The organism is Paracoccus hibiscisoli, assembly GCF_005048265.1.
In the GTDB taxonomy this organism is placed as follows: domain Bacteria; phylum Pseudomonadota; class Alphaproteobacteria; order Rhodobacterales; family Rhodobacteraceae; genus Paracoccus; species Paracoccus hibiscisoli.
Genome location: NZ_SUNH01000003.1, coordinates 38,906 through 58,310, shown reverse-complemented (window position 1 = coordinate 58,310; position 19,405 = coordinate 38,906). Strand labels below are relative to the sequence as shown.

Annotated in this window: 16 protein-coding genes; 7 read left to right on the top strand and 9 right to left on the bottom strand. The window is 67.6% G+C overall.

The window, feature by feature from the left end:
* Window positions 1-24: 24 nt before the first annotated feature.
* Window positions 25-876: an SDR family oxidoreductase gene (locus tag FA740_RS01265; protein WP_136854965.1), complete on the bottom strand. Its 852-nt coding sequence runs from the start codon at window positions 874-876 to the stop codon at window positions 25-27.
* A gap of 93 nt (window positions 877-969) precedes the next feature.
* On the opposite strand from FA740_RS01265, the gene FA740_RS01260 reads away from it, so the two are divergent.
* The 7 genes from FA740_RS01260 to pdeM all read left to right on the top strand — a co-directional run bounded on the left by FA740_RS01260 (window position 970) and on the right by pdeM (window position 9,545).
* The gene (locus tag FA740_RS01260) at window positions 970-2,451 is read left to right on the top strand and encodes an AMP nucleosidase (protein WP_136854964.1); all 1,482 of its coding nucleotides are present in this window, start codon (window positions 970-972) and stop codon (window positions 2,449-2,451) included.
* Window positions 2,452-2,598: 147 nt separating this feature from the next.
* On the top strand, window positions 2,599-2,898 hold the full coding sequence (locus FA740_RS01255) for an HU family DNA-binding protein (protein ID WP_136854963.1): 300 nt from the start codon (window positions 2,599-2,601) through the stop codon (window positions 2,896-2,898).
* A 122-nt stretch (window positions 2,899-3,020) separates the two neighbouring features.
* On the top strand, window positions 3,021-3,911 hold the full coding sequence (locus tag FA740_RS01250) for a DMT family transporter (RefSeq protein ID WP_136854962.1): 891 nt from the start codon (window positions 3,021-3,023) through the stop codon (window positions 3,909-3,911).
* 60 nt (window positions 3,912-3,971) lie between these two features.
* Complete coding sequence (locus FA740_RS01245) at window positions 3,972-4,964, top strand: ligase-associated DNA damage response exonuclease (protein WP_136854961.1); 993 nt, start codon at window positions 3,972-3,974, stop codon at window positions 4,962-4,964.
* Window positions 4,961-6,511 (top strand): cisplatin damage response ATP-dependent DNA ligase, encoded by a 1,551-nt coding sequence (locus FA740_RS01240; protein WP_136854960.1) that lies wholly within the window; start codon window positions 4,961-4,963, stop codon window positions 6,509-6,511. Before FA740_RS01245 ends, FA740_RS01240 begins: the two co-directional genes overlap by 4 nt.
* The gene (locus FA740_RS01235) at window positions 6,508-8,883 is read left to right on the top strand and encodes a ligase-associated DNA damage response DEXH box helicase (protein WP_136854959.1); all 2,376 of its coding nucleotides are present in this window, start codon (window positions 6,508-6,510) and stop codon (window positions 8,881-8,883) included. Before FA740_RS01240 ends, FA740_RS01235 begins: the two co-directional genes overlap by 4 nt.
* On the top strand, window positions 8,880-9,545 hold the full coding sequence (gene pdeM / locus FA740_RS01230; RefSeq protein WP_136854958.1) for a ligase-associated DNA damage response endonuclease PdeM: 666 nt from the start codon (window positions 8,880-8,882) through the stop codon (window positions 9,543-9,545). The genes FA740_RS01235 and pdeM overlap by 4 nt, the downstream gene beginning before the upstream one ends.
* Window positions 9,546-9,597: 52 nt before the next feature.
* Here pdeM and FA740_RS01225 read toward each other — a convergent pair whose 3' ends face one another.
* The 8 genes from FA740_RS01225 to mutM all read right to left on the bottom strand — a co-directional run bounded on the left by FA740_RS01225 (window position 9,598) and on the right by mutM (window position 19,380).
* Complete coding sequence (locus tag FA740_RS01225) at window positions 9,598-10,338, bottom strand: outer membrane protein (protein ID WP_136854957.1); 741 nt, start codon at window positions 10,336-10,338, stop codon at window positions 9,598-9,600.
* A 166-nt stretch (window positions 10,339-10,504) separates the two neighbouring features.
* Window positions 10,505-12,940, bottom strand: a complete 2,436-nt coding sequence (gyrB, locus tag FA740_RS01220; protein ID WP_136854956.1) for a DNA topoisomerase (ATP-hydrolyzing) subunit B — start codon at window positions 12,938-12,940, stop codon at window positions 10,505-10,507.
* Between the two features lie 134 nt (window positions 12,941-13,074).
* A complete protein-coding gene (gene recF / locus FA740_RS01215; protein ID WP_136854955.1) occupies window positions 13,075-14,157 on the bottom strand; it encodes a DNA replication/repair protein RecF in 1,083 nt (360 codons plus the stop codon).
* Entirely contained in the window at window positions 14,154-15,272 is a 1,119-nt protein-coding gene (gene dnaN, locus FA740_RS01210; protein WP_136854954.1) for a DNA polymerase III subunit beta, read from the bottom strand. The genes recF and dnaN overlap by 4 nt, the downstream gene beginning before the upstream one ends.
* 85 nt (window positions 15,273-15,357) lie before the next feature.
* Complete coding sequence (gene dnaA / locus FA740_RS01205; RefSeq protein ID WP_169306188.1) at window positions 15,358-16,716, bottom strand: chromosomal replication initiator protein DnaA; 1,359 nt, start codon at window positions 16,714-16,716, stop codon at window positions 15,358-15,360.
* Between the two features lie 542 nt (window positions 16,717-17,258).
* Entirely contained in the window at window positions 17,259-17,528 is a 270-nt protein-coding gene (rpsT, locus tag FA740_RS01200; protein ID WP_136854952.1) for a 30S ribosomal protein S20, read from the bottom strand.
* A gap of 160 nt (window positions 17,529-17,688) precedes the next feature.
* Complete coding sequence (locus tag FA740_RS01195) at window positions 17,689-18,465, bottom strand: enoyl-CoA hydratase (RefSeq protein WP_136854951.1); 777 nt, start codon at window positions 18,463-18,465, stop codon at window positions 17,689-17,691.
* A 69-nt stretch (window positions 18,466-18,534) separates the two neighbouring features.
* Complete coding sequence (mutM, locus tag FA740_RS01190) at window positions 18,535-19,380, bottom strand: bifunctional DNA-formamidopyrimidine glycosylase/DNA-(apurinic or apyrimidinic site) lyase (RefSeq protein ID WP_136854950.1); 846 nt, start codon at window positions 19,378-19,380, stop codon at window positions 18,535-18,537.
* Between the last annotated feature and the right edge of the window lie 25 nt (window positions 19,381-19,405).

The window sequence follows — 19,405 nt, the reverse complement described above, 5'->3', positions numbered from 1 at the left end:
GCAAAGGCAATGCGGCGCGCAGCCTCACGCCCCCTGCGCCAGCAGCGCGGCCAGCCCGCTGCGATAGTCGGGATAGCGCAGCGTGACGCCCAGATCGCGCTTGATCCGGTCGTTCCGGACCCGCTTGCTGTCGCCGTAAAACGACCGGGCCATAGGCGACATCTGCGCCTGATCAAAGGGCACGGCGGGTGGCAGCGGCAGGCGCAGCAGGGTGGCCGCATGGGCGATCACGTCCTGGGGCGGGGCCGGGTCGTCGTCGCAGACATTGTAGATGCCGATGGGCGCGGGCGCGTCGATGGAGGCCAGCAGCACCTGGGCGATATCCTCGACATGGATGCGCGAAAAGACCTGGCCCGGCTTGATGATGCGGCGCGCGGTGCCGTCGCGGACCTTCTGGAACGGGCCGCGACCGGGCCCATAAATCCCCGCCAGCCGAAAGATATGCAGCGGCAGGTCATGGGCGCGGGCCAGATCCTGCCACGCACCCTCGGCGCGGATGCGGGCCTGGCCGCGCGGGCCGGACCCGTCCAGCACCGAATCCTCGTCCACCCACCCGCCCTGGCGGTCGCCATAGATGCCGGTCGTGGACAGATAGCCCAGCCAGCGGGGTCGCGCGCGGGCCAGATCGTCTCGGAATGCCGCCAGCACGGGGTCGCCCGCATCCGTGGGCGCGGTGCTGATCAGGATGGCGTCGACCCGGGGGATGGCGTCGCGCAGCGCATCCTCGGCCCCCGGCCAGATCAGCGGGGTTGCCCCCGCCGCAGCCACGCGACCGGGATCGTCCCGCGTGGTGCCGATCACATCCCATCCCCGTGCCGTCAGCAGGGGGGTCAAGGCGCCGGCGCTGTAGCCGTGTCCGAAAACGAGCATCTTCATGACCGCACCGTAACGGCGCGCGCGGCGCTGCGCCAGACGCTTGCCTGCCGCCCGCCGCGCTGGCAGGGTCGGTGCAACCAGAAGGACAGACCGATGACCGACGCCCGTTTCCTCCCCACCGAAACCCCCGCCCCGCAGGCCCGGCGCGATTTCACCGACGCGGCCTCTGCCGTGGCGCATCTGCGGGCGCTGTATGACCAGGCGACCGGGTTTCTGCTGGGCCATTTCACCCGCATCCTGGAGGGCGCGTCCCCCGCCGCGCGCTATCGCGCCTTCTACCCCGAGGTGCGGCTTGTCGTGCCCACGCATGGCAAGATCGACAGCCGCCTGTCCTTTGGCCATGTCGTGGCGCCGGGCACCTATGCCGCGACCATCACCCGGCCCGACCTGTTCCAGCACTATCTGACCGAACAGCTGGCCCTGCTGATCAAGAATCACGGCGTCCCGGTCAGCATCGGCCTGTCGGACACGCCCATGCCCGTGCATTTCGCCGTCGCCGCCCAGAGCGATCTGGCCGTCCCGCAGGAGGGGGTGCTGGATTTCAGCCTGCGCGACGTGTTCGACGTCCCTGACCTGAACACCATGAACGACGACATCGTGAACGGCGTCGCGGGCACCATGCCCGACGGCAGCCAGCATCTGGCGGCGTTCACCGCGCAGCGGGTCGACTATTCGCTGGCGCGTCTGGCGCATTACACCGCCACCGCGCCCGAGCATTTCCAGAACTTTGTCCTGTTCACCAACTATCAGTTCTATGTCGATGAATTCGAGGCCTATGCCCGGCGCGCCCTGTCCGACCCGGCCCTGGGCTATACCGCCTTTGTCGCGCCCGGCAACCAGCAGATCACCGACCCCCAGCAGCCCGTCGCGGTCCTGTCCAAGATGCCGCAGATGCCGACCTATCATCTCAAGCGCGCGAACGGGCAGGGGATCACGCTGGTCAATATCGGCGTGGGCCCGTCCAACGCCAAGACCGCGACCGACCATATCGCCGTGCTGCGCCCGCATGCCTGGCTGATGGTCGGCCATTGCGCGGGTCTGAGGAACAGCCAGTCCCTGGGCGATTTCGTCCTGGCCCATGCATACTTGCGCGAGGATCACGTCCTGGACGACGACCTGCCCGTCTGGGTGCCCATCCCGGCCCTGGCCGAGGTGCAGGTCGCCCTGCAGGAGGCCGTGGCCGAGGTCACCCAGCTGGACGGATACGAGCTGAAGCGGATCATGCGCACCGGCACCGTCGCCACCATCGACAACCGCAACTGGGAGTTGCGTGACCAGTCCGGCCCCGTCCACCGCCTGTCGCAATCGCGCGCGGTCGCGCTGGACATGGAAAGCGCCACGATTGCGGCCAACGGATTCAGGTTCCGGGTGCCTTACGGCACGCTGCTGTGTGTCAGCGACAAGCCCCTGCACGGAGAGCTGAAGCTGCCCGGCATGGCCACCGATTTCTATCGCACGCAGGTCGCCAACCACCTGCTGATCGGCATCCGCGCGATGGAAAAGCTGCGCGACATGCCGCTGGAACGCATCCATTCGCGCAAGCTGCGATCCTTCAGCGAGACGGCCTTTTTGTAGCGCGGCGGCAAAACACCAGCAAACGCGGGTTTTCGCGCGTGTGGCGAAAAAGGCTTGATCTGCCCGTGAAAACCGTGTGTAGCAGGCGTTATGCCGCAAAAGGCGCAATTTGTGGGCCCGGTGCAACAGGGCAAGAGGAGACGGATAATGGCTACGGCTGCAGCAAAACCGATGACCAAGACCCAGCTGGTGGCGACCCTCGCCGAGGAAATGGGCTCCGACAAGAAATCGGCCGCGACGGCGCTGGACGCGATCGTGGCGATCGTGACGCGCGAAGTCGCCGGCGGCGGCGCGGTGACCCTGCCCGGCATCGGCAAGATCGCCTGCCGCGCACGCCCCGAGCGTCAGGTCCGCAACCCGCAGACCCAGGAAATGATGACCAAGCCCGCTGACAAGCAGGTCAAGGTCACCATCGCCAAGGCCCTGAAGGACAGCGTCAACAGCTGATCCGCAGAACCTGCGATGACGGAACGGGGTCGTGCCATCAGGCACGGCCCCTTTCCTTTGCGTCTTGCGCGTCGGCGGGACGCTCTGCTAGCCATTTGCAGCACATGCAAGAAAGGCCCGACATGGATATCCGCGCGCTGCTGATGGGGCTGGCCTTTGCGGTGATGTGGGCCTCGGCCTTCACCTCGACCCGGATGATCGTGACCGAGGCGCCGCCGCTGATGTCGCTGGCGCTGCGCTTTGCGCTGTCGGGGGCGGTGGGGGTCATGATCGCATGGGCGATGGGACAGTCCTGGCGCGGGCTGACGCGGGCGCAATGGCGCGCCGTGGTGGTGCTGGGCCTGTGCCAGAACGCGCTGTATCTGGGCCTGAACTGGACCGCGATGCAGTGGATCGAGGCGGGGCTGGCCTCGATCATCGCGGCGACGATGCCTTTGCTGGTGGCCTTTCTGGGCTGGTCCCTGATGGGAGAGCGTCTGCGCCGCATGGGCGTGGCGGGCCTGTTCCTGGGCGTGGCGGGCGTGGCGATCATCATGGGCGCGCGCCTGCAGGGCGGCAGCGACCCGACCGGGATCGTGATGTGCTTTGTCGCGGCGCTGGCGCTGGCGGTGGCCACGCTGACCGTGCGCGGCGCCAGTTCGGGCGGCAACGTGATGATGATCGTGGGCCTGCAGATGCTGGTCGGTGCCGTCACCCTGGGCGTGATTGCCCCCTGGTTCGAGACATGGGACGTCACCTATACCCCGCGCCTGGTCGGGGCGTTCCTTTACACGGTGATCGTGCCGGGGCTGCTGGCGACCTGGGTCTGGTTCCTGCTGGTGGGGCGCATCGGCGCGGTGCGCGCGGCGACGTTCCATTTCCTGACGCCGTTCTTTGGCGTGGCCACCGCCGCCCTGTTTCTGGGCGAGGCCCTGGGCGCGGGCGACGTCATCGGGGTCGCGATCATCATGGCGGGCATCCTGGCGGTGCAGCTGTCCAAGGCGCCGCCGGTCAAACGCCCGCCCCCCAGCTGAATGGACCCCTGCGGCGATGGGCGGCGTTGAGCCAGGGTGAACCCTTGCCATGATGGTGCCATGCGTCCCGACCAGATCCTGCACCCGACCGAGGCCGGGCTTTACTGTCCGCCCGGCGATTTCTACATCGACCCGGTGCGTCCGGTGCCCCGCGCGCTGATCACCCACGGCCATGCCGACCACGCCCGGTCGGGCCATGGGGCCGTGATGGCCACGCAACAGACGCTGGACATCATGGCGATCCGCTATGGCGCCGATTTCACGGCCAGCCGCCAGCCGGCCCAAGGCGTGACGCGCATCGGCGACGTGCAGGTCAGCTTTCACCCCGCAGGCCACATCCTGGGGTCTGCCCAGATCGCGGTGATGCCCGACCGCGGCCCCAAGATCGTCGTGTCCGGCGATTATTGCCGCGCCCCGAACCCGGTCTGCGCGCCCTATGAGCCCGTCCCCTGCGACATCTTCGTGACCGAGGCGACCTTTGGCCTGCCGGTCTTTCGCCACCCCGACCCGCTGACCGAGATGACCAAGCTGATCGCCAGCATGGCCGAATTCCCCGAACGCCCCCACCTGATCGGTGCCTATGCCCTGGGCAAGGCACAGCGGGTCATCGCGCTGGCGCGCCAGGCGGGCATCGACGGCCCCATCGCCATCCACGGCGCGCTGCAGCGCCTGTGCGATTTTCACGTGGAACAAGGCATCGACCTGGGCCCGCTGATCCCCGCCACTGCGAAATCGGTGGAGGCGCAGCTGGTCATCGGTCCGCCCTCGGCCTTTGCCAGCCCCTGGGTGCAGCGGTTCGACGACCCGGTGATCGCGTTTGCGTCAGGTTGGATGACGGTGCGCGCCCGCGCCCGCCAGCGCGGGGTCGAGCTGCCCCTGGTCATCAGCGACCATGTCGACTGGCCGCAGGTCACGCAGACCATCCTTGAGCTGTCCCCCCAGGAGGTCTGGATCACCCACGGGACCGAGGACGGGTTGATGCGCTGGTGCGAGCTGCAGGGCATCGCGTCGCGCCCGCTGCGCCTGATCGGATACGAGGACGAGCCGGAATGAAGGCATTCGCCCATCTGCTGGAACGGCTGGCCTTCACCGCGGCGCGCAACGCCAAGCTGCGCCTGCTGCGCCATTACCTGCAGGCCACGCCCGACCCCGACCGGGGCTATGCGCTGGCCGCGCTGACCGGCGATCTGAAGCTGCGGGCGGTGACGCCGGGGCTGTTGCGCGGGCTGATGGCGGGGCGTGTGGACGAACAGCTGTTCGCGATGTCCTATGATTTCGTGGGCGATCTGGCCGAGACGATCGCCCTGCTGTGGGAGACGGATGGCGACGAGGATGTCCCCCTGCGCGAGGCAGTGGACCTGCTGTCGGGCACCGGGCGCGCGGGCCTGCCTGCGGCGATCACCGCGATGCTGGACCGGCTTGGGCCCTCGCAGCGGCTTGCCTTCCTCAAGCTGGCGACCGGCAATATGCGTGTGGGCCTGTCCGCCCGCATGGCCCGCATCGCCCTGGCCGAGATGGGTGAGCCGCAGGTCAAGGACATCGAGGAGATCTGGCACGGCCTGACGCCCCCCTATCAGCCGCTGTTCGACTGGATCGCGGGCGGCACGCGGCCCGAACATGCGGCCCTGGCGCCGTTCCGTCCGGTGATGCTGTCGACGCCCGTCGATCTGGATCAGCTGCGGGCGTTCGACCCGGCGCTGTATGTGGCGGAATGGAAATGGGACGGCATCCGCGTGCAGGCGATCAACGATCAGGGCACGCGGCGCCTGTATTCGCGCACCGGGGAGGATCTGGGCGCGGCCTTTCCCGACCTGCTGGAGGCGCTGAATTTCGACGGCGCGGTCGATGGCGAACTGCTGGTCCGGCGCGGCCCGGACGTGGCGGCCTTTGGCGATCTGCAAAAGCGCCTTGGCCGCAAGGTGGTCGGGCGCGCCATGCTGAACAGCCACCCGGCGGCGCTGCGGGTCTATGACCTGATGATCTGGCAGGGCCAGGACCTGCGCGACCTGCCGCATCAGGACCGCCGCGCCATGCTGGAGACCGCCGATTTCGGCAGCGACCGCATCGACATCTCGCCCCTGCTGCCGTTCACGACATGGGACGATCTGGCGGCTTTGCGTGCCGACCCGCCCAGCATCGTGATCGAGGGCGTGATGATCAAGCGCCGCGACAGCCCTTATGTCGGCGGCCGCCCGCGCGGGCCCTGGTTCAAATGGAAGCGGGACCCGATGGTCGTCGACGCGGTGATGCTCTATGCGCAGCGCGGGCATGGCAAGCGGTCGGGGTTCTATAGCGATTTCACCTTTGGCCTATGGGACGGGGAGGCGCTGGTGCCGGTGGGCAAGGCCTATTTCGGCTTTACCGATGAGGAGTTGCGCGAGCTGGACCGGTTCGTGCGCACCAACACCACCGAACGGTTCGGGCCGGTCCGGTCCGTCGCGCCCAAGCTGGTGCTGGAGGTCGCGTTCGAGGGGCTGAACGCCTCTCCGCGCCACAAATCCGGCGTCGCCATGCGCTTTCCGCGCATCAGCCGCATCCGGTGGGACAAACCCGCGGCCGAGGCTGACCGGCTGGAGACGCTGAAGGACATGATCCCGTGACGCTGCCCCCCGCGTTCCAGGACTGGTTCGCCCGACAGGGCTGGCAGCCGCATCCGCATCAGCTGGACCTGCTGGCGGCCACGGGGGACAGCCTGCTGATCGCGCCGACCGGGGGGGGCAAGACGCTGGCCGGGTTCCTGCCCTCGCTGGTCGCGCTGACCGCGCCGCACAAGGGGATGCACACGCTGTATGTGTCGCCGCTCAAGGCGCTGACGGCGGATATCGCGCGCAACCTGTCGCGCCCGGTGGCCGACCTGGACCTGGACATACGCATCGAGGATCGCACCGGCGACACCCGCGCCAGCCAGCGCGCCCGCCAGCGGGTCGACCCGCCCGACATCCTGCTGACCACACCGGAATCGCTGGCCTTGATGCTGTCCTATGAACAGGCGCCTGCAATCTTTGGCGGCCTGCGCCGGGTGGTGCTGGACGAGCTGCACGCCCTTGCCGAGAACAAGCGCGGCGATCAGCTGATGCTGGCCTTGTCGCGACTGCGCGCGCTGGCCCCCGACCTGCAGGTCACCGGGCTGTCGGCCACGGTGGAGGACCCGTCGCGGCTGGCCCGCTTCATGGGCGGCGCCACGGTCATCCATGCCGATCCCGGCCCCGATCCCGACATCGCCATGCTGCCCACCGCCAAGGCGCCGCCCTGGGCGGGCGCGGGTGGGCATTACGCGGTGCCCGACGTGCTGGAGGCGGTGGCGCAGGCCACGACCACGATCATCTTCATCAACACCCGCGCCCAGGCCGAGCTGTTCTTTCAGGCGCTGTGGGCCGCGAATGACGCGAACCTGCCCATCGGCCTGCATCACGGCAGCCTGTCGCGCGAGGCCCGCGCCCGGACCGAGGCCGCGATGGCCGCAGGCGACTTGCGCGCCGTGGTGGCGACCGGGTCCTTGGATCTGGGCATCGACTGGGGCGCGGTGGATCTGGTGATCCAGGTCGGCGCGCCGCGCAACGTCAAGCGGCTGGTCCAGCGGATCGGGCGGGCCAACCACCGCTATAACGCGCCGTCGCGGGCGCGGATCGTGCCCGCCAACCGCTTTGAGGTCATCGAATGCGTCGCCGCCCTGCAAGCGGTGCGCGAACGCGATCTGGACGGCGACGACCGGGGGCCGGGGCCGCTGGACGTGCTGTGCCAGCATATCCTGCTGACCGCCTGCGCGGGGCCCTTCGACGCCGATGCGCTGTTCGCGGAGGTCCGCACGGCGGGGCCCTATCGCGACCTGACCCGCGCCGATTTCGACGCCTGCCTGGAATTTGCGGCCACCGGCGGCTATGCGCTGCGGGCCTATGACCGCTGGCAGCGGCTGATGGAACGCGATGGGCTGTGGCGCCTGCGCGACCCGCGCGCGGCGCGCAACCTGCGCATGAACATCGGCACCATCGTCGAGGCCGAGATGCTCAAGGTCCGCTATCGCGGGCGCGGCGGCGCCCCTCTGGGCGAGGTCGAGGAAAGCTTTGCCGCGACCCTTGCACCGGGCGACACCTTCCTGATCGGCGGGCAGACGGTGCGATACGATGCGCTGCGCGAGATGGTGGTCGAGGTCACGAAGCAGCCCTCCAAGGAACCGCGCATCGCCACGTTCTCCGGCATGAAGCTGGCCACATCGACGCAGCTGTCGCACCGGGTTCTGGCGCTGGTCGGCGACCCGGCGGCGCATGCGGGCCTGCCCGCCGACACGCGCGACTGGCTGGCGCTGCAGGCACGGGTCAGCGCGCTGCCGCGTCCCGGCACGCTCTTGACCGAGGCCTTTCCCCATCAGGGCCGCTGGCATCTGGCGGTCTATGGCTTTGCCGGGCGCAATGCGCTGCAGACCCTGGGCCTGCTGATGACGCGGCTGATGGAGGAGGCGGGGCTGGCCCCCCTGGGGTTCCTGGCCACCGATTACGCGTTGCTGATCTGGTCGCTGGACCCCGTGACTGACCCCGCGCCGCTGCTGGACCGCGATGGCCTGCGCGAGGGTCTGGGCGACTGGCTGGCCAGCAATGCGGTGATGAAGCGCAGCTTTCGCACCGTGGCCACCATCGCGGGCCTGATCCAGCGCAACCTGCCCGGCGCGCGCAAATCGGGGCGGCAGGCGACCTTTTCCAGCGACATCCTGTATGACACGCTGCGCAAATACGACCCCGACCACCTGATGCTGCGCATCACTGCCGCCGAGGCCAGCCGGGGGCTTGTGGATTTCGGCCGGATCGAGGAGATGCTGGGGCGTACCGACCGCTTGGACCACCGCATGTTGCAGCGGGTCTCGCCGCTCGCCGCGCCGCTGATGCTGGAGCTGGGCCGCGTGCCCATCGCGGGCCAAGGACGCGAGCGCATGGCCGAGGCCGAGGCGGCGGCATTGATGGCAGAGGCAGGGCTTTCGTGACGTTCCACCCCTTCGATTTCGACGGACAGGCGCTGGAGGCACGGGCATCGGGCGCGCTGTTCTGGCCCGCCCGCCGCTGGCTGATCGTGGCCGACCTGCACCTGGGCAAATCCGAACGGATGGCACGGCGGGGCGGCGCCCTGCTGCCCCCCTATGAGACGCTGGCGACGCTGGACCGGCTGGAGGCCGAGATTGCCGCCACCGACCCGGCGGTGGTCGTCAGCCTGGGCGACGGGTTCGACGACGATGCGGCCGGCCGGGCGCTGCCCGACGACATCTGCGACCGGCTGCGCGCCATGGCGCAGGGGCGGCGCTGGATCTGGGTCAGCGGCAATCACGACCCTGCTGCTGTCTGCCCGCGCCTGCCGGGCGCCAGTCTGGAGCAGCTGAGCGACGGCCTGATCCTGCGCCATGAGGCGGGCACGGGGCCGGACGTGTCGGGCCATTTCCACCCCTGCATCCGGCTGGCCGGCCAGCGGCGGCGCTGCTTTCTGGTCGGGCGCGACCACCTGATCCTGCCGGCCTTTGGTGCCTATACCGGCGGGCTGGAGGTCACGGACAGGGCGCTGCAGGCGCTGGTGCCCAAGGGCATCGCCATCGCCTGCGGGGCGCGGGCGCTGCCTGTGCCGGTGGGGCAGGGGCGACGGGCCGGGGCCGCATGAGAAAGGGCCGGCGCGCATGGCGGCCGGCCCTGTCATGCGGTGATGCGGAGGATCAGAACTTGAAGTTCGCGCCGACCTTGACGGTGCTCATCGACATGCTGGCCAGTGTATCGAGCGAGTTTCCTACGCCAGCGTCGAAGCTAACAGACTCGTTGCCAAAATCGCGGTACTGATATTCGGCGAAGATCGATGTCCGTTCATTAATCATGCGCTCAGCGCCAAAGCCGGCGGCGATGCCGACTGCGTCGAAGCTCTCGGTCACCGAATTGCCACTGCGGGTCAGCGTATAATCGAAATCACCTCTGGCGACACCGAACGTGCCATAGACCAACGTACCGGGGCTGATCTCGTAGCCCGTCTTCAGTACCAGCGTAATGATATTGTTCATCTTGCTTTCCACCTCGAAAAGATCAACGGGGTCCCGGAAGCTGATGGTTTCATCGACCGAGCCGAACTCGATGCCCAATTCAGGGCCGAACACCCAGTTGTTGCGCTGCCAGCGATAGCCGCCATGCAGGCCGACGGTCGCACCTAAAACGCCGACATCGCCGAGGTTCGTAAAGCGCGCGATCTGCTCACCATCTTGGATCGCGGCCAGACTAACCTCGTCATCGGTGCCCAGGATGTAGCCGAGCGATCCGCCAGCATAGGCGCCTTCCCATGCGCCCATGACGGGGGCGACCTGGACGGAGGATGCTTCGACGACGGGACCGACGACGCCGCCGGCCATGGCGGTGCCCGCTCCGACGATTACGGCGGCCGAGAACAGGGATGCAGGGATGGCAGCACGCATGGAGGAACTCCTGAAATCTAGGACCGCGGCAGCGCGGCCTTACAAGGTAAAGATCGCGCTGTTCAAAGCAGAAGCACGGGCTTTGCGCAATTCAAACAGCAGGCAGACCGGCAGCCTGCCATCGAATCGGCGCATGGGACGTGATGTTTGGGCAACAAGCCCCGGATCAGGTGTCCAGATTTTCCACGTTGAGGGCGTTCTGCTGGATGAACTCGCGGCGCGGTTCGACCACATCGCCCATCAGCTTGGTGAACAGATCCTCGGCCTCGGCCACGTCTTCAATGCGGACCTGCAGCATGGTGCGCGCGACGGGGTCCAGCGTGGTTTCCCACAGCTGTTCGGGGTTCATCTCGCCCAGACCCTTGTAGCGTTGCAGCGACAGGCCCTTTTCGCCCTCCAGGAACACCGCCTGCAGCAGGCCCAGGGGGCCGTGGATCGGCTGGTCGCGGTCCTTGCGGATCAGGCGCGCGGGGCGGGCATAGATGTCCTGCAGCCCTTGGGTCATCTCTCCCAGACGGCGGCTTTCGCCGCTGCGCAGCATCTGGCCGTCCAGCACACGCGCCTCCTCGACGCCGCGAAGCGTCCGCGACAGGCGGATGCCGGCGTCCTGGGTCGGACGGCCCTGCCAGCCACGCTCGTATTCCTCGGCGATCAGGTCCAGGCGCGCGGCGATATCGCTGGCCACGCCCTGCGCGTCCTGGTCGATCCGCCCCGGCACCAGCGCGCCCGCGATGGCGGCCTGTTCGGTGATGTGGGGCGGGTAATGCGTCGGATAGGCGCGCAGATAGCGCCGCGCCTGGCGGGCCTCCTCGACCACACGGGTCAGGTCGTTGCCGGTGATGTCCTCGCCCGAATCCAGGCGCAGGGTCGCGCCCTCGGCGCCCTGCTGGATCAGGTAATCCTCCAGCGCGGCCTCGTTCTTCAGATACACCTCGGACCGACCCCGGCCGACCTTGTACAGCGGCGGCTGCGCGATATACAGGTGCCCGCCTTCGATCAGCTCCGGCATCTGCCGGAAGAAGAAGGTCAGCAGCAGCGTGCGGATATGCGCACCGTCCACGTCGGCGTCGGTCATGATGACGATCTTGTGGTAGCGCAGCTTCTTCAGGCTGAACTCGTCGCGCCCAATCCCGGTGCCAAGCGCGGTGATCAGCGTGCCGATCTGGTCGCTGCCCAGCATCCGGTCAAAGCGCGCGCGTTCCACGTTCAGGATCTTGCCGCGCAGCGGCAGGACGGCCTGGTTCTGACGCGAGCGGCCCTGTTTCGCCGACCCACCGGCCGAGTCGCCCTCGACGATGAACAGTTCGGACAGGGCGGGGTCCTTTTCCTGGCAATCCGCCAGTTTGCCGGGCAGGGAGGCCACGTCCATCGCGGTTTTGCGTCGCGTCAGCTCGCGGGCCTTGCGCGCGGCCTCGCGGGCCAGTGCGGCCTCGATGATCTTGCCGACGATCTGGCGGGCCTCGGTCGGGTTCTCCTCGAACCATTCGGCCAGCTTTTCGCCGACCAGCCCCTCGACCGCCGGGCGAACCTCACTGGAGACCAGTTTGTCCTTGGTCTGGCTGGAGAATTTCGGATCGGGCACCTTGACGGACAGCACGCAGGTCAGACCCTCGCGCGCGTCATCGCCGGTGAAATCGACCTTTTCCTTCTTCGCGATGCCACTGTCCTGGGCATATTTGCCGATCACGCGGGTCAGCGCGCCCCGGAAACCGGCCATATGCGTGCCGCCATCGCGCTGCGGGATGTTGTTGGTGAAGGGCAGCACCGTCTCGTGATAGCTGTCGTTCCACCACATCGCGACCTCGACGCCGATGCCGTTCTTCTCTCCGGTGATGAAGATCGGCTGCGGCATGACCGAGGCCTTGGACCGGTCCAGGTATTTGACGAACTCCTTGACGCCGCCCTCGTAGAACAGCTCGGTCTTTTGGACTTCGGCGTGGCGCTCATCCTCCAGGATGATGCGCACGCCGCTGTTGAGGAAGGCCAACTCGCGCAGGCGGTTCTCCAGCGTCTTGAAGCTGTAGTCCAGGTTGCTGAACGTGCCCTCGGGGTGGGTGGTCTTGGCCGATGCCAGGAACCGCACCTCTGTCCCGCTTTCGCCCGGCGCGTCGCCCACGACGACCAGCGACTTGACCGTGTCGCCGCGTTCAAAGCGAACGTAATGTTCCTTGTCGTTGCGCCAGATGCGCAGCTCCAGCCAGTCGGACAGCGCGTTCACCACCGACACGCCCACACCGTGCAGACCGCCCGACACCTTGTAGCTGTTCTGGTCGAACTTTCCGCCCGCATGCAGCTGGGTCATGATGACCTCGGCGGCGCTGACGCCCTCTCCGGCGTGCATGTCGACGGGGATGCCGCGGCCATTGTCGCGCACGCTGACGCTGCTGTCGGCATGGATCTTGACCTGCACGAAGTCCGCGTGACCGGCCAGAACCTCGTCGATGCCGTTATCGACGACCTCATAGACCATGTGATGCAGGCCCGACCCGTCGTCGGTATCGCCGATATACATGCCGGGCCGCTTTCGCACGGCGTCCAAACCCTTGAGAACCTTGATGGAATCGGCGTCGTACAAAGCGGGTTGGGCAGCGGTGTCGGTCATGCGTCGGGCTTTCTGTTCGTCTTGTCCTGATATAGGCCTTCGCGGGGGCAAAGTCACGGCTTTGACAGGGTTTTTCGGCGCTGTCGGCGGGTTTTCTGCCCCGCGCGGTTCAGCGCACAGCGATGGGCCGCGGCTCAGCCCGGTTCGGCCGGGCGGGCGGTCGAGGCCCCGTCGGTCTTGGTCACGGTCAGGCGGCGCGCGCGGGGGCCGAAGGCGTCGAACAGCTCCGGCCCGGTGCCGGTCAGCAGGCTCTGCGCGGGCAGCGCGCCGATGCGGTCATACAGCGCCGCGCGCCGGTCCGCGTCCAGATGGGCCGCGACCTCGTCCAGCAGCAGCAGGACCGGCTGATCCGACAGCGCCCGCGCATTGGCCAAAATCAGCGACAACAGCAGCGCCTTCTGCTCTCCGGTCGAGGAAAGTCCGGCGGGCATGTCCTGCGGGCCCCAACTGGCGCCCAGATCGGCGCGATGGGCGCCGGTCAGCGTCCGCCCGGCGGCCATGTCGCGGGGCCGCATGGCGGCCAGCCGCGCGGCGATGCTGGTGGGGTCGGCATCATCGGCGAACCCGTCCTGCGGCAGCAGGGTCAGGCGGGCGGCGGGGAAGTCGGTGCCGCCATCCTGCGCGGCCATGATCGCGGACAGCGCGGCCTGGCGGTTGCGGGTCAGGGCGGCGCCCGCCTCGGCCATCTGCGCCTCCAGCGCGCGATACCAGCCGGGATCGGTGATCTGATCCTTGAGCAGGCGGTTGCGTTCGCGCATCGCCTTGTCGTAGGCCAGCGCCAGATCGGCGTGATCGGGCATCAGCGACAGGGTCACGCGGTCCAGGAACCGCCGCCGCCCCTCGGGGGCGTCCGACCACAGCCGGTCCATCGCGGGCACCAGCCAGATCACCCGCACCAGCCGCGCCAGCGTGGTCTGGGTCACCGGCTTGTCGTCCAGGATGACATGGCGGGGCTGGCCCGGGGGCGCCACGGTCTCCACCGCGTGATCGCCCAGCACCGCGCGGATGCGCCAGCCCGCGTCAAGGCCAAGCCGCGCCTGTTCGGGCGCCGCCACCGCGCGCAGGCCGCGCCCGGGGGCCAGCATCGACACGGCCTCGAGGATGTTGGTCTTGCCGGACCCGTTCGGCCCGAAGATCGCCAGCGGACGGGCATCCAGCTCCAGGTCCAGCCGGGGCCAGGACCGGAACTGCGCCAGCCGCAGCGCCGTCAGCGTCACACGCGCATCGGCATGACGACATAGACCGCGCTGAGATCGCTGCCCTCGCGGATCAGGGCCGCGTCGCCCGAACCGTTGAACAGGAACACCGCATTGTCGCGGTCGACCTGGGACGCGATCTCCTGCAGGTATTTCGCGTTGAAGCCGATCTCCAGCGGCTCGTCGGCATAGGCGACGATCAGCTCCTCTTCGGCGGCGCCCGCGTCGGGGGCGTTGACCGACAGGACCAGCCGGTCCGCGTCCAGCGACAGCTTGACCGCGCGACTGCGTTCGCTGCTGACGGTGGCCACGCGGTCGACGGCGCGGGCGAAATCGGCGGCATCCACCTCCAGCTTGCGGGTGTTGCCCTGCGGGATGACGCGGCTGTAATCCGGGAAGGTCCCGTCGATGACCTTGGAGGTCAGGGTGATCGTCGGCGTGGCAAAGCGGATCTTGGTCTCGCTGACGGACACGGCGATCTCGGCCTCGTCATCGTCCAGCAGCTTGCGCAGTTCGCCCACGGTCTTGCGGGGCACGATCACGCCCGGCATGTTGTCGGCATGGACCGGCAGGGGCGCGTCGATGCGTGCCAGGCGGTGGCCATCGGTCGCCACGCAGCGCAGGACGGGTCCGTCCTCGGACTGGGCCACATGCATATAGACGCCGTTCAGATAGTATCGCGTCTCCTCGGTCGAGATCGCGAATTTCGACTTGTCGAACAGGCGGCGCAGCAGGCTGGCGGGGGCCTTGAAGTTCGCGCTGTATTCGGTGTTGGCCAGGACCGGGAAATCGTCGCGGGGCAGGGTCGCCAGGCTGAAGGACGACCGTCCCGCCTGCACTGACAGCCGTCCCGAGGCCTCGTCATGGGACAACTGCACCAGCGCCCCGTCGGGCAGCTTGCGCGCGATCTCGTTCAGCATCACGGCGCTGACGGTGGTGGCGCCGGGACGCTCGACCTGGGCTATGGCGCGGTCCACGACCTCGGTATCCAGGTCGGTCGCGCGAAAGCTGACGCCCTCGGGGGTGGCCTCGATCAGCACGTTGGCCAGGATCGGGATGGTGTTGCGGCGTTCCACGACCGATTGGGCCTGCGATACGGCCTTGACCAGAACGGCGCGCTCGATCGAGAATTTCATCAGTTTCCCCTGTCCCATGGCTCTGTGGCCCTTGCCGGACCTGATGCATAGCCGCCCGCGCGGGCAGTCACAAGATTTTCGTGGATCAGGCTTCCAGCATCCGCTTCAGCACGGCGATGTCCTCGACCATGGTGCTGTCCTCGACCAGCAGCTCCTCGATCTTGCGCACGCCGTGCATGATCGTGGTGTGGTCGCGCCCGCCGAAGCGACGCCCGATCTCGGGCAGGGACCGGCTTGTCAGCTGTTTCGACAGATACATGGCGATCTGGCGGGGCCGGGCGACGTTTCGGGCGCGTTTCGGGCCCATCATGTCGGCCAGGCGGATGTTGTAATGTTCCGCGACCTTGCGCTGGATGTCGTCGATGTTGATCTTGCGGTCATTGGTGCGCAGGATGTCGGCCAGGCATTCCTGCGCCACCTCCAGCGTGATCTCGCGGCGCAACAGGCTGGCATGCGCGAACAGACGCTGCAGCGCGCCTTCCAGCACGCGGACGTTGGTGGTGATGCGATGGGCCAGGAATTCCAGCACGCCCGCGCCGATCTCAAGGTCGGGCTGCTGAGCGCGAAAGCTCTGGGTCTTGGACTGCAGGATGCCAAGGCGCAGTTCATAAGTGGTCGGGTGCAGGTCCACGATCAGCCCGCAGGACAGGCGCGACTTTATGCGTTCCTCAAGGCCCTTGATCTCGGCGGGGGCGCGGTCGGCGGAAATGACGATCTGCTTGCCCTGATCGACCAGCGCGTTGAAGGTGTGAAAGAACTCCTCCTGGGTGCTGTCCTTGCCGGCGATGAACTGCACGTCGTCGACCATCAGCATGTTCACGTTGCGGAACATGCTCTTGAAATCCATTATCGAGCTTTCGCGCAGCGCCTGCACGAAGCGGTACATGAACTGTTCCGCAGACAGATACAGCACCTGCGCCGACGGATGGCGCGCCTGATAGTCATGCGCGATCGCATGCATCAGGTGCGTCTTGCCCAGGCCCACGCCGCCATAGAGGAACAGCGGGTTGAAGCCCACGGGCCCGCCTTCGGCCACGCGGCGGGCGGCGGCATGGGCCAGCTCGTTCGGCTTGCCGACGATGAAGTTGCCAAAGGTGAAGCGATTGTCCAGCGGCGCGCCCAGATCGGCGCGCGGCGCGCGGGTTGTGGGCGCCTCGGGGGTCTGGCCCGCGGGGGCTGCTGCCTGGGCTGCGGGGCGCGCGGCGGCGCCCACGTCAAAGCGCAGACGCTCGACCGGGGTGCCGTTGCGGGTCAGCACGGCCATGATGTCTTTGGCGAAATGACGCCCCACCCAATCCGAGATGAAGCGCGTCGGGCTGACGAAGCGCGCCGCGCCGTCGTCGATGGCGGTCAGGCGAAGCGGCTTGATCCAGTGGTTGTAATTGTTCGGCCCCACGCTCTGCTCCAGCTCGGCGCATGCCTGACCCCAGATCCTGTCCATCATCATTCCGTTTCCCGTGCCTGTCCCCAATCCCCGCCGGGCAATCCGGCGGGACAGAGATCACGTCGCAAGGGGCCGCATGACAACAGGATGCCCTGCACCCGCAAGCGGGTGAAACAGGGGCATCCGCCCGCAATCGGCCATGGACACAGGTTCCCGGACACCCGGTGGCAGCCGGATGTCATGAACCCGAGGGCAGAAGAGATGTTCTTCGCGGCCCGGCCTTGGTCCTGGAACGATCAACAGATCTGTCCACAGGGCCGGCCCGTCCCCAAGCGACGTGAATCGCTTAGGGGAACCTAGCCCCAGCTTGTGGATAGCTGCAACCGAACTATGCGCTTGACAGCAACTTGGCCTGATCGAATCTGCGAGGCCTTTGACTCGATTAACAATTTTACGAAACCATTGAATTTTAACGGTTTTCGAAAAATGCCCTGCATGCGCAACGCAAAACGGGCGCAAGGCTTTCGCCTGCACCCGGTCTGGTCTTGCAGCGCCCCGAAGGGCGGTGACAGGGGGAGATCCGGCCCCGCAGGGCCTGTGGATCAGTTGGCCGACAGCGCCTTCACGCGGGCTGCCAGGCGCGACACCTTGCGCGATGCGGTGTTCTTGTGCACGACGCCCTTGGTCACGCCGCGCATCAGTTCGGGCTGGGCCGTCTTCAGCGCCAGCTGCGCCGCTTCGGCATTGCCCGAGGCGATGGCCTCTTCGACCTTGCGGATGAAGGTGCGGATGCGCGACCGGCGGGCCTTGTTGACGTCGGTGCGACGTTCGATCTGGCGGGCGCGTTTCTTGGACTGGGGCGTGTTGGCCATGGGTGTCTTCCTATCGGGTCGGTTGCATGTCTTAATTTCGAACGTGCAAAAGCCCCATGGCGCCGTCCCCGGTCAGGACGGACATGATTCTTGCCAAAGCGGGCCCACACGCATGTAAGTCGGGGCGTATAGCCCCGACCCGGGGAAAAGGAAACCCTTTTCAGCGGTCGCGGAACTGCGCCTCGCGCTTTTCCAGAAAGGCGGCCATGCCCTCCTTCTGGTCCTCGGTCGCGAACAGCGCGTGGAAGGCGCGGCGTTCGAACAGCAGCCCCTCGCGCAGGGTCGTCTCATAGGCGCGGTTCACGGCCTCCTTGACGGTCTTGGTGGCGATCTGGGACTTCTCGGCGATCTTGCGGGCGGCGGCCATCGCCTCGGGGATCAGCTTGGGCGTGGGGACCACGCGGCTGACCAGGCCCGAGCGTTCGGCCTCGGCGGCATCCATGAAGCGGCCGGTCAGGTTCATGTCCATCGCCTTGGACTTGCCGACGAATCGGGTCAGGCGCTGCGTGCCGCCGATGCCCGCGACGACGCCCAGGTTGATCTCGGGCTGGCCGAATTTCGCGTTCTCGGCGCAGATGATGAAATCGCAGACCATGGCCAGCTCGCAGCCGCCGCCCAGGGCATAGCCGCTGACGGCGGCGATGATCGGCTTGCGAACCCGGCTGATCGCCTCGATCTGGGCGCCGAACAGATCCTCGTCATAGACGTCGACATAGGATTTCGTCGACATTTCCTTGATGTCGGCCCCGGCGGCAAAGGCCTTTTCGCTGCCGGTCAGAACGATGCAGCGGACCTTGTCGTTGCGGTCGGCGTCAGACAGGGCGGCCGACAGCTCGTCCAGAAGCGTGGCGTTCAGCGCGTTCAGCGCCTCGGGGCGGTTCAGCCGGATCAGGGCGACCTCGTCCTCGATCTCCACGATGATGGTTTCGTAAGCCATAGGCTTGGACCTCGTTGGCAGATTGCGTGGTCCCCGTCCTATCAGAGGGCCGCGCGGTCGTCCAATCGTTCACCGTTGGCAGGCAGGACAGTAGAACGACGACCGCCCCGATTGCACGATCCGCGTCAGCGTGCCCCCGCAGCCATCCCGCAGGCAGGGCTGGCCCGCGCGGTCATAGGCGCGGAAGCTGTGCTGGAAATAGCCCAGCTCTCCGCTGGCCTGGCGGTGGTCGCGCAGGGACGACCCCCCGGCGGCGATGGCATCGGTCAGCACATCGCGGATATGGCCGACCAGCGCCGCGATGCGCGCAGGCCCGATGCGCCCCGCCGCCCGGCGCGGGTCGATCCCCGCCCGCCACAGCGATTCGCTCACATAGATGTTGCCCAGTCCCGCCACGATGCGCTGATCCAGCAGCGCCTGTTTCACCGGCACGCGCCGCCCGGCAAAGGCCGCGCCCAGATAGGCGGGGGTGAAGATGGCATCAAAGGGCTCCGGCCCCAGATGGTCCAGCAGCGGATGGGCCGCACCCTCGCGGATCAGGTCGACCATGCCGAAGCGGCGCGCGTCGTTGAAGGTGATGGTGGTCCCCGCCTCCGTGGTCAGCACCACGTGATCGTGGCGCGCATGGATGCCGGGGTCGCGGTGGAACCCCGCCAGGCCCGCGCCCTCGACCAGCATGCGGCCCGACATGCCCAGATGCCACAGCACGGTGCCGCCCCGGTCCAGATCGGCCAGCAGGTATTTCGACCGCCGCCGCAGCGCGGTGACGCGCGCGCCGGTCAGCACCTGCACCAGATCGACGGGCATGGGCCAGCGCAGGTCGGGGCGGTTCACCTGGGCGCGGGCGATGCGGGCGCCCTCCAGATGGGGCAGCAGGCCGCGGCGGACGGTCTCGACTTCCGGCAGTTCTGGCAATCGGGTTCCTTTCGTCGCATTGTGC

Bases quoted from the DNA above. Each gene is read 5' to 3' on its own strand.
- FA740_RS01260 (WP_136854964.1), top strand. From the start codon at position 970: ATGACCGACGCCCGTTTCCTCCCCACCGAAACCCCCGCCCCGCAGGCC.
- FA740_RS01255 (WP_136854963.1), top strand. From the start codon at position 2,599: ATGGCTACGGCTGCAGCAAAACCGATGACCAAGACCCAGCTGGTGGCG.
- gyrB (WP_136854956.1), bottom strand. From the start codon at position 12,940: ATGACCGACACCGCTGCCCAACCCGCTTTGTACGACGCCGATTCCATC.
- dnaA (WP_169306188.1), bottom strand. From the start codon at position 16,716: ATGATGGACAGGATCTGGGGTCAGGCATGCGCCGAGCTGGAGCAGAGC.
- dnaN (WP_136854954.1), bottom strand. From the start codon at position 15,272: ATGAAATTCTCGATCGAGCGCGCCGTTCTGGTCAAGGCCGTATCGCAG.
- FA740_RS01195 (WP_136854951.1), bottom strand. From the start codon at position 18,465: ATGGCTTACGAAACCATCATCGTGGAGATCGAGGACGAGGTCGCCCTG.
- FA740_RS01245 (WP_136854961.1), top strand. From the start codon at position 3,972: ATGCGTCCCGACCAGATCCTGCACCCGACCGAGGCCGGGCTTTACTGT.
- FA740_RS01225 (WP_136854957.1), bottom strand. From the start codon at position 10,338: ATGCGTGCTGCCATCCCTGCATCCCTGTTCTCGGCCGCCGTAATCGTC.
- rpsT (WP_136854952.1), bottom strand. From the start codon at position 17,528: ATGGCCAACACGCCCCAGTCCAAGAAACGCGCCCGCCAGATCGAACGT.
- FA740_RS01265 (WP_136854965.1), bottom strand. From the start codon at position 876: ATGAAGATGCTCGTTTTCGGACACGGCTACAGCGCCGGCGCCTTGACC.
- FA740_RS01240 (WP_136854960.1), top strand. From the start codon at position 4,961: ATGAAGGCATTCGCCCATCTGCTGGAACGGCTGGCCTTCACCGCGGCG.
- FA740_RS01250 (WP_136854962.1), top strand. From the start codon at position 3,021: ATGGATATCCGCGCGCTGCTGATGGGGCTGGCCTTTGCGGTGATGTGG.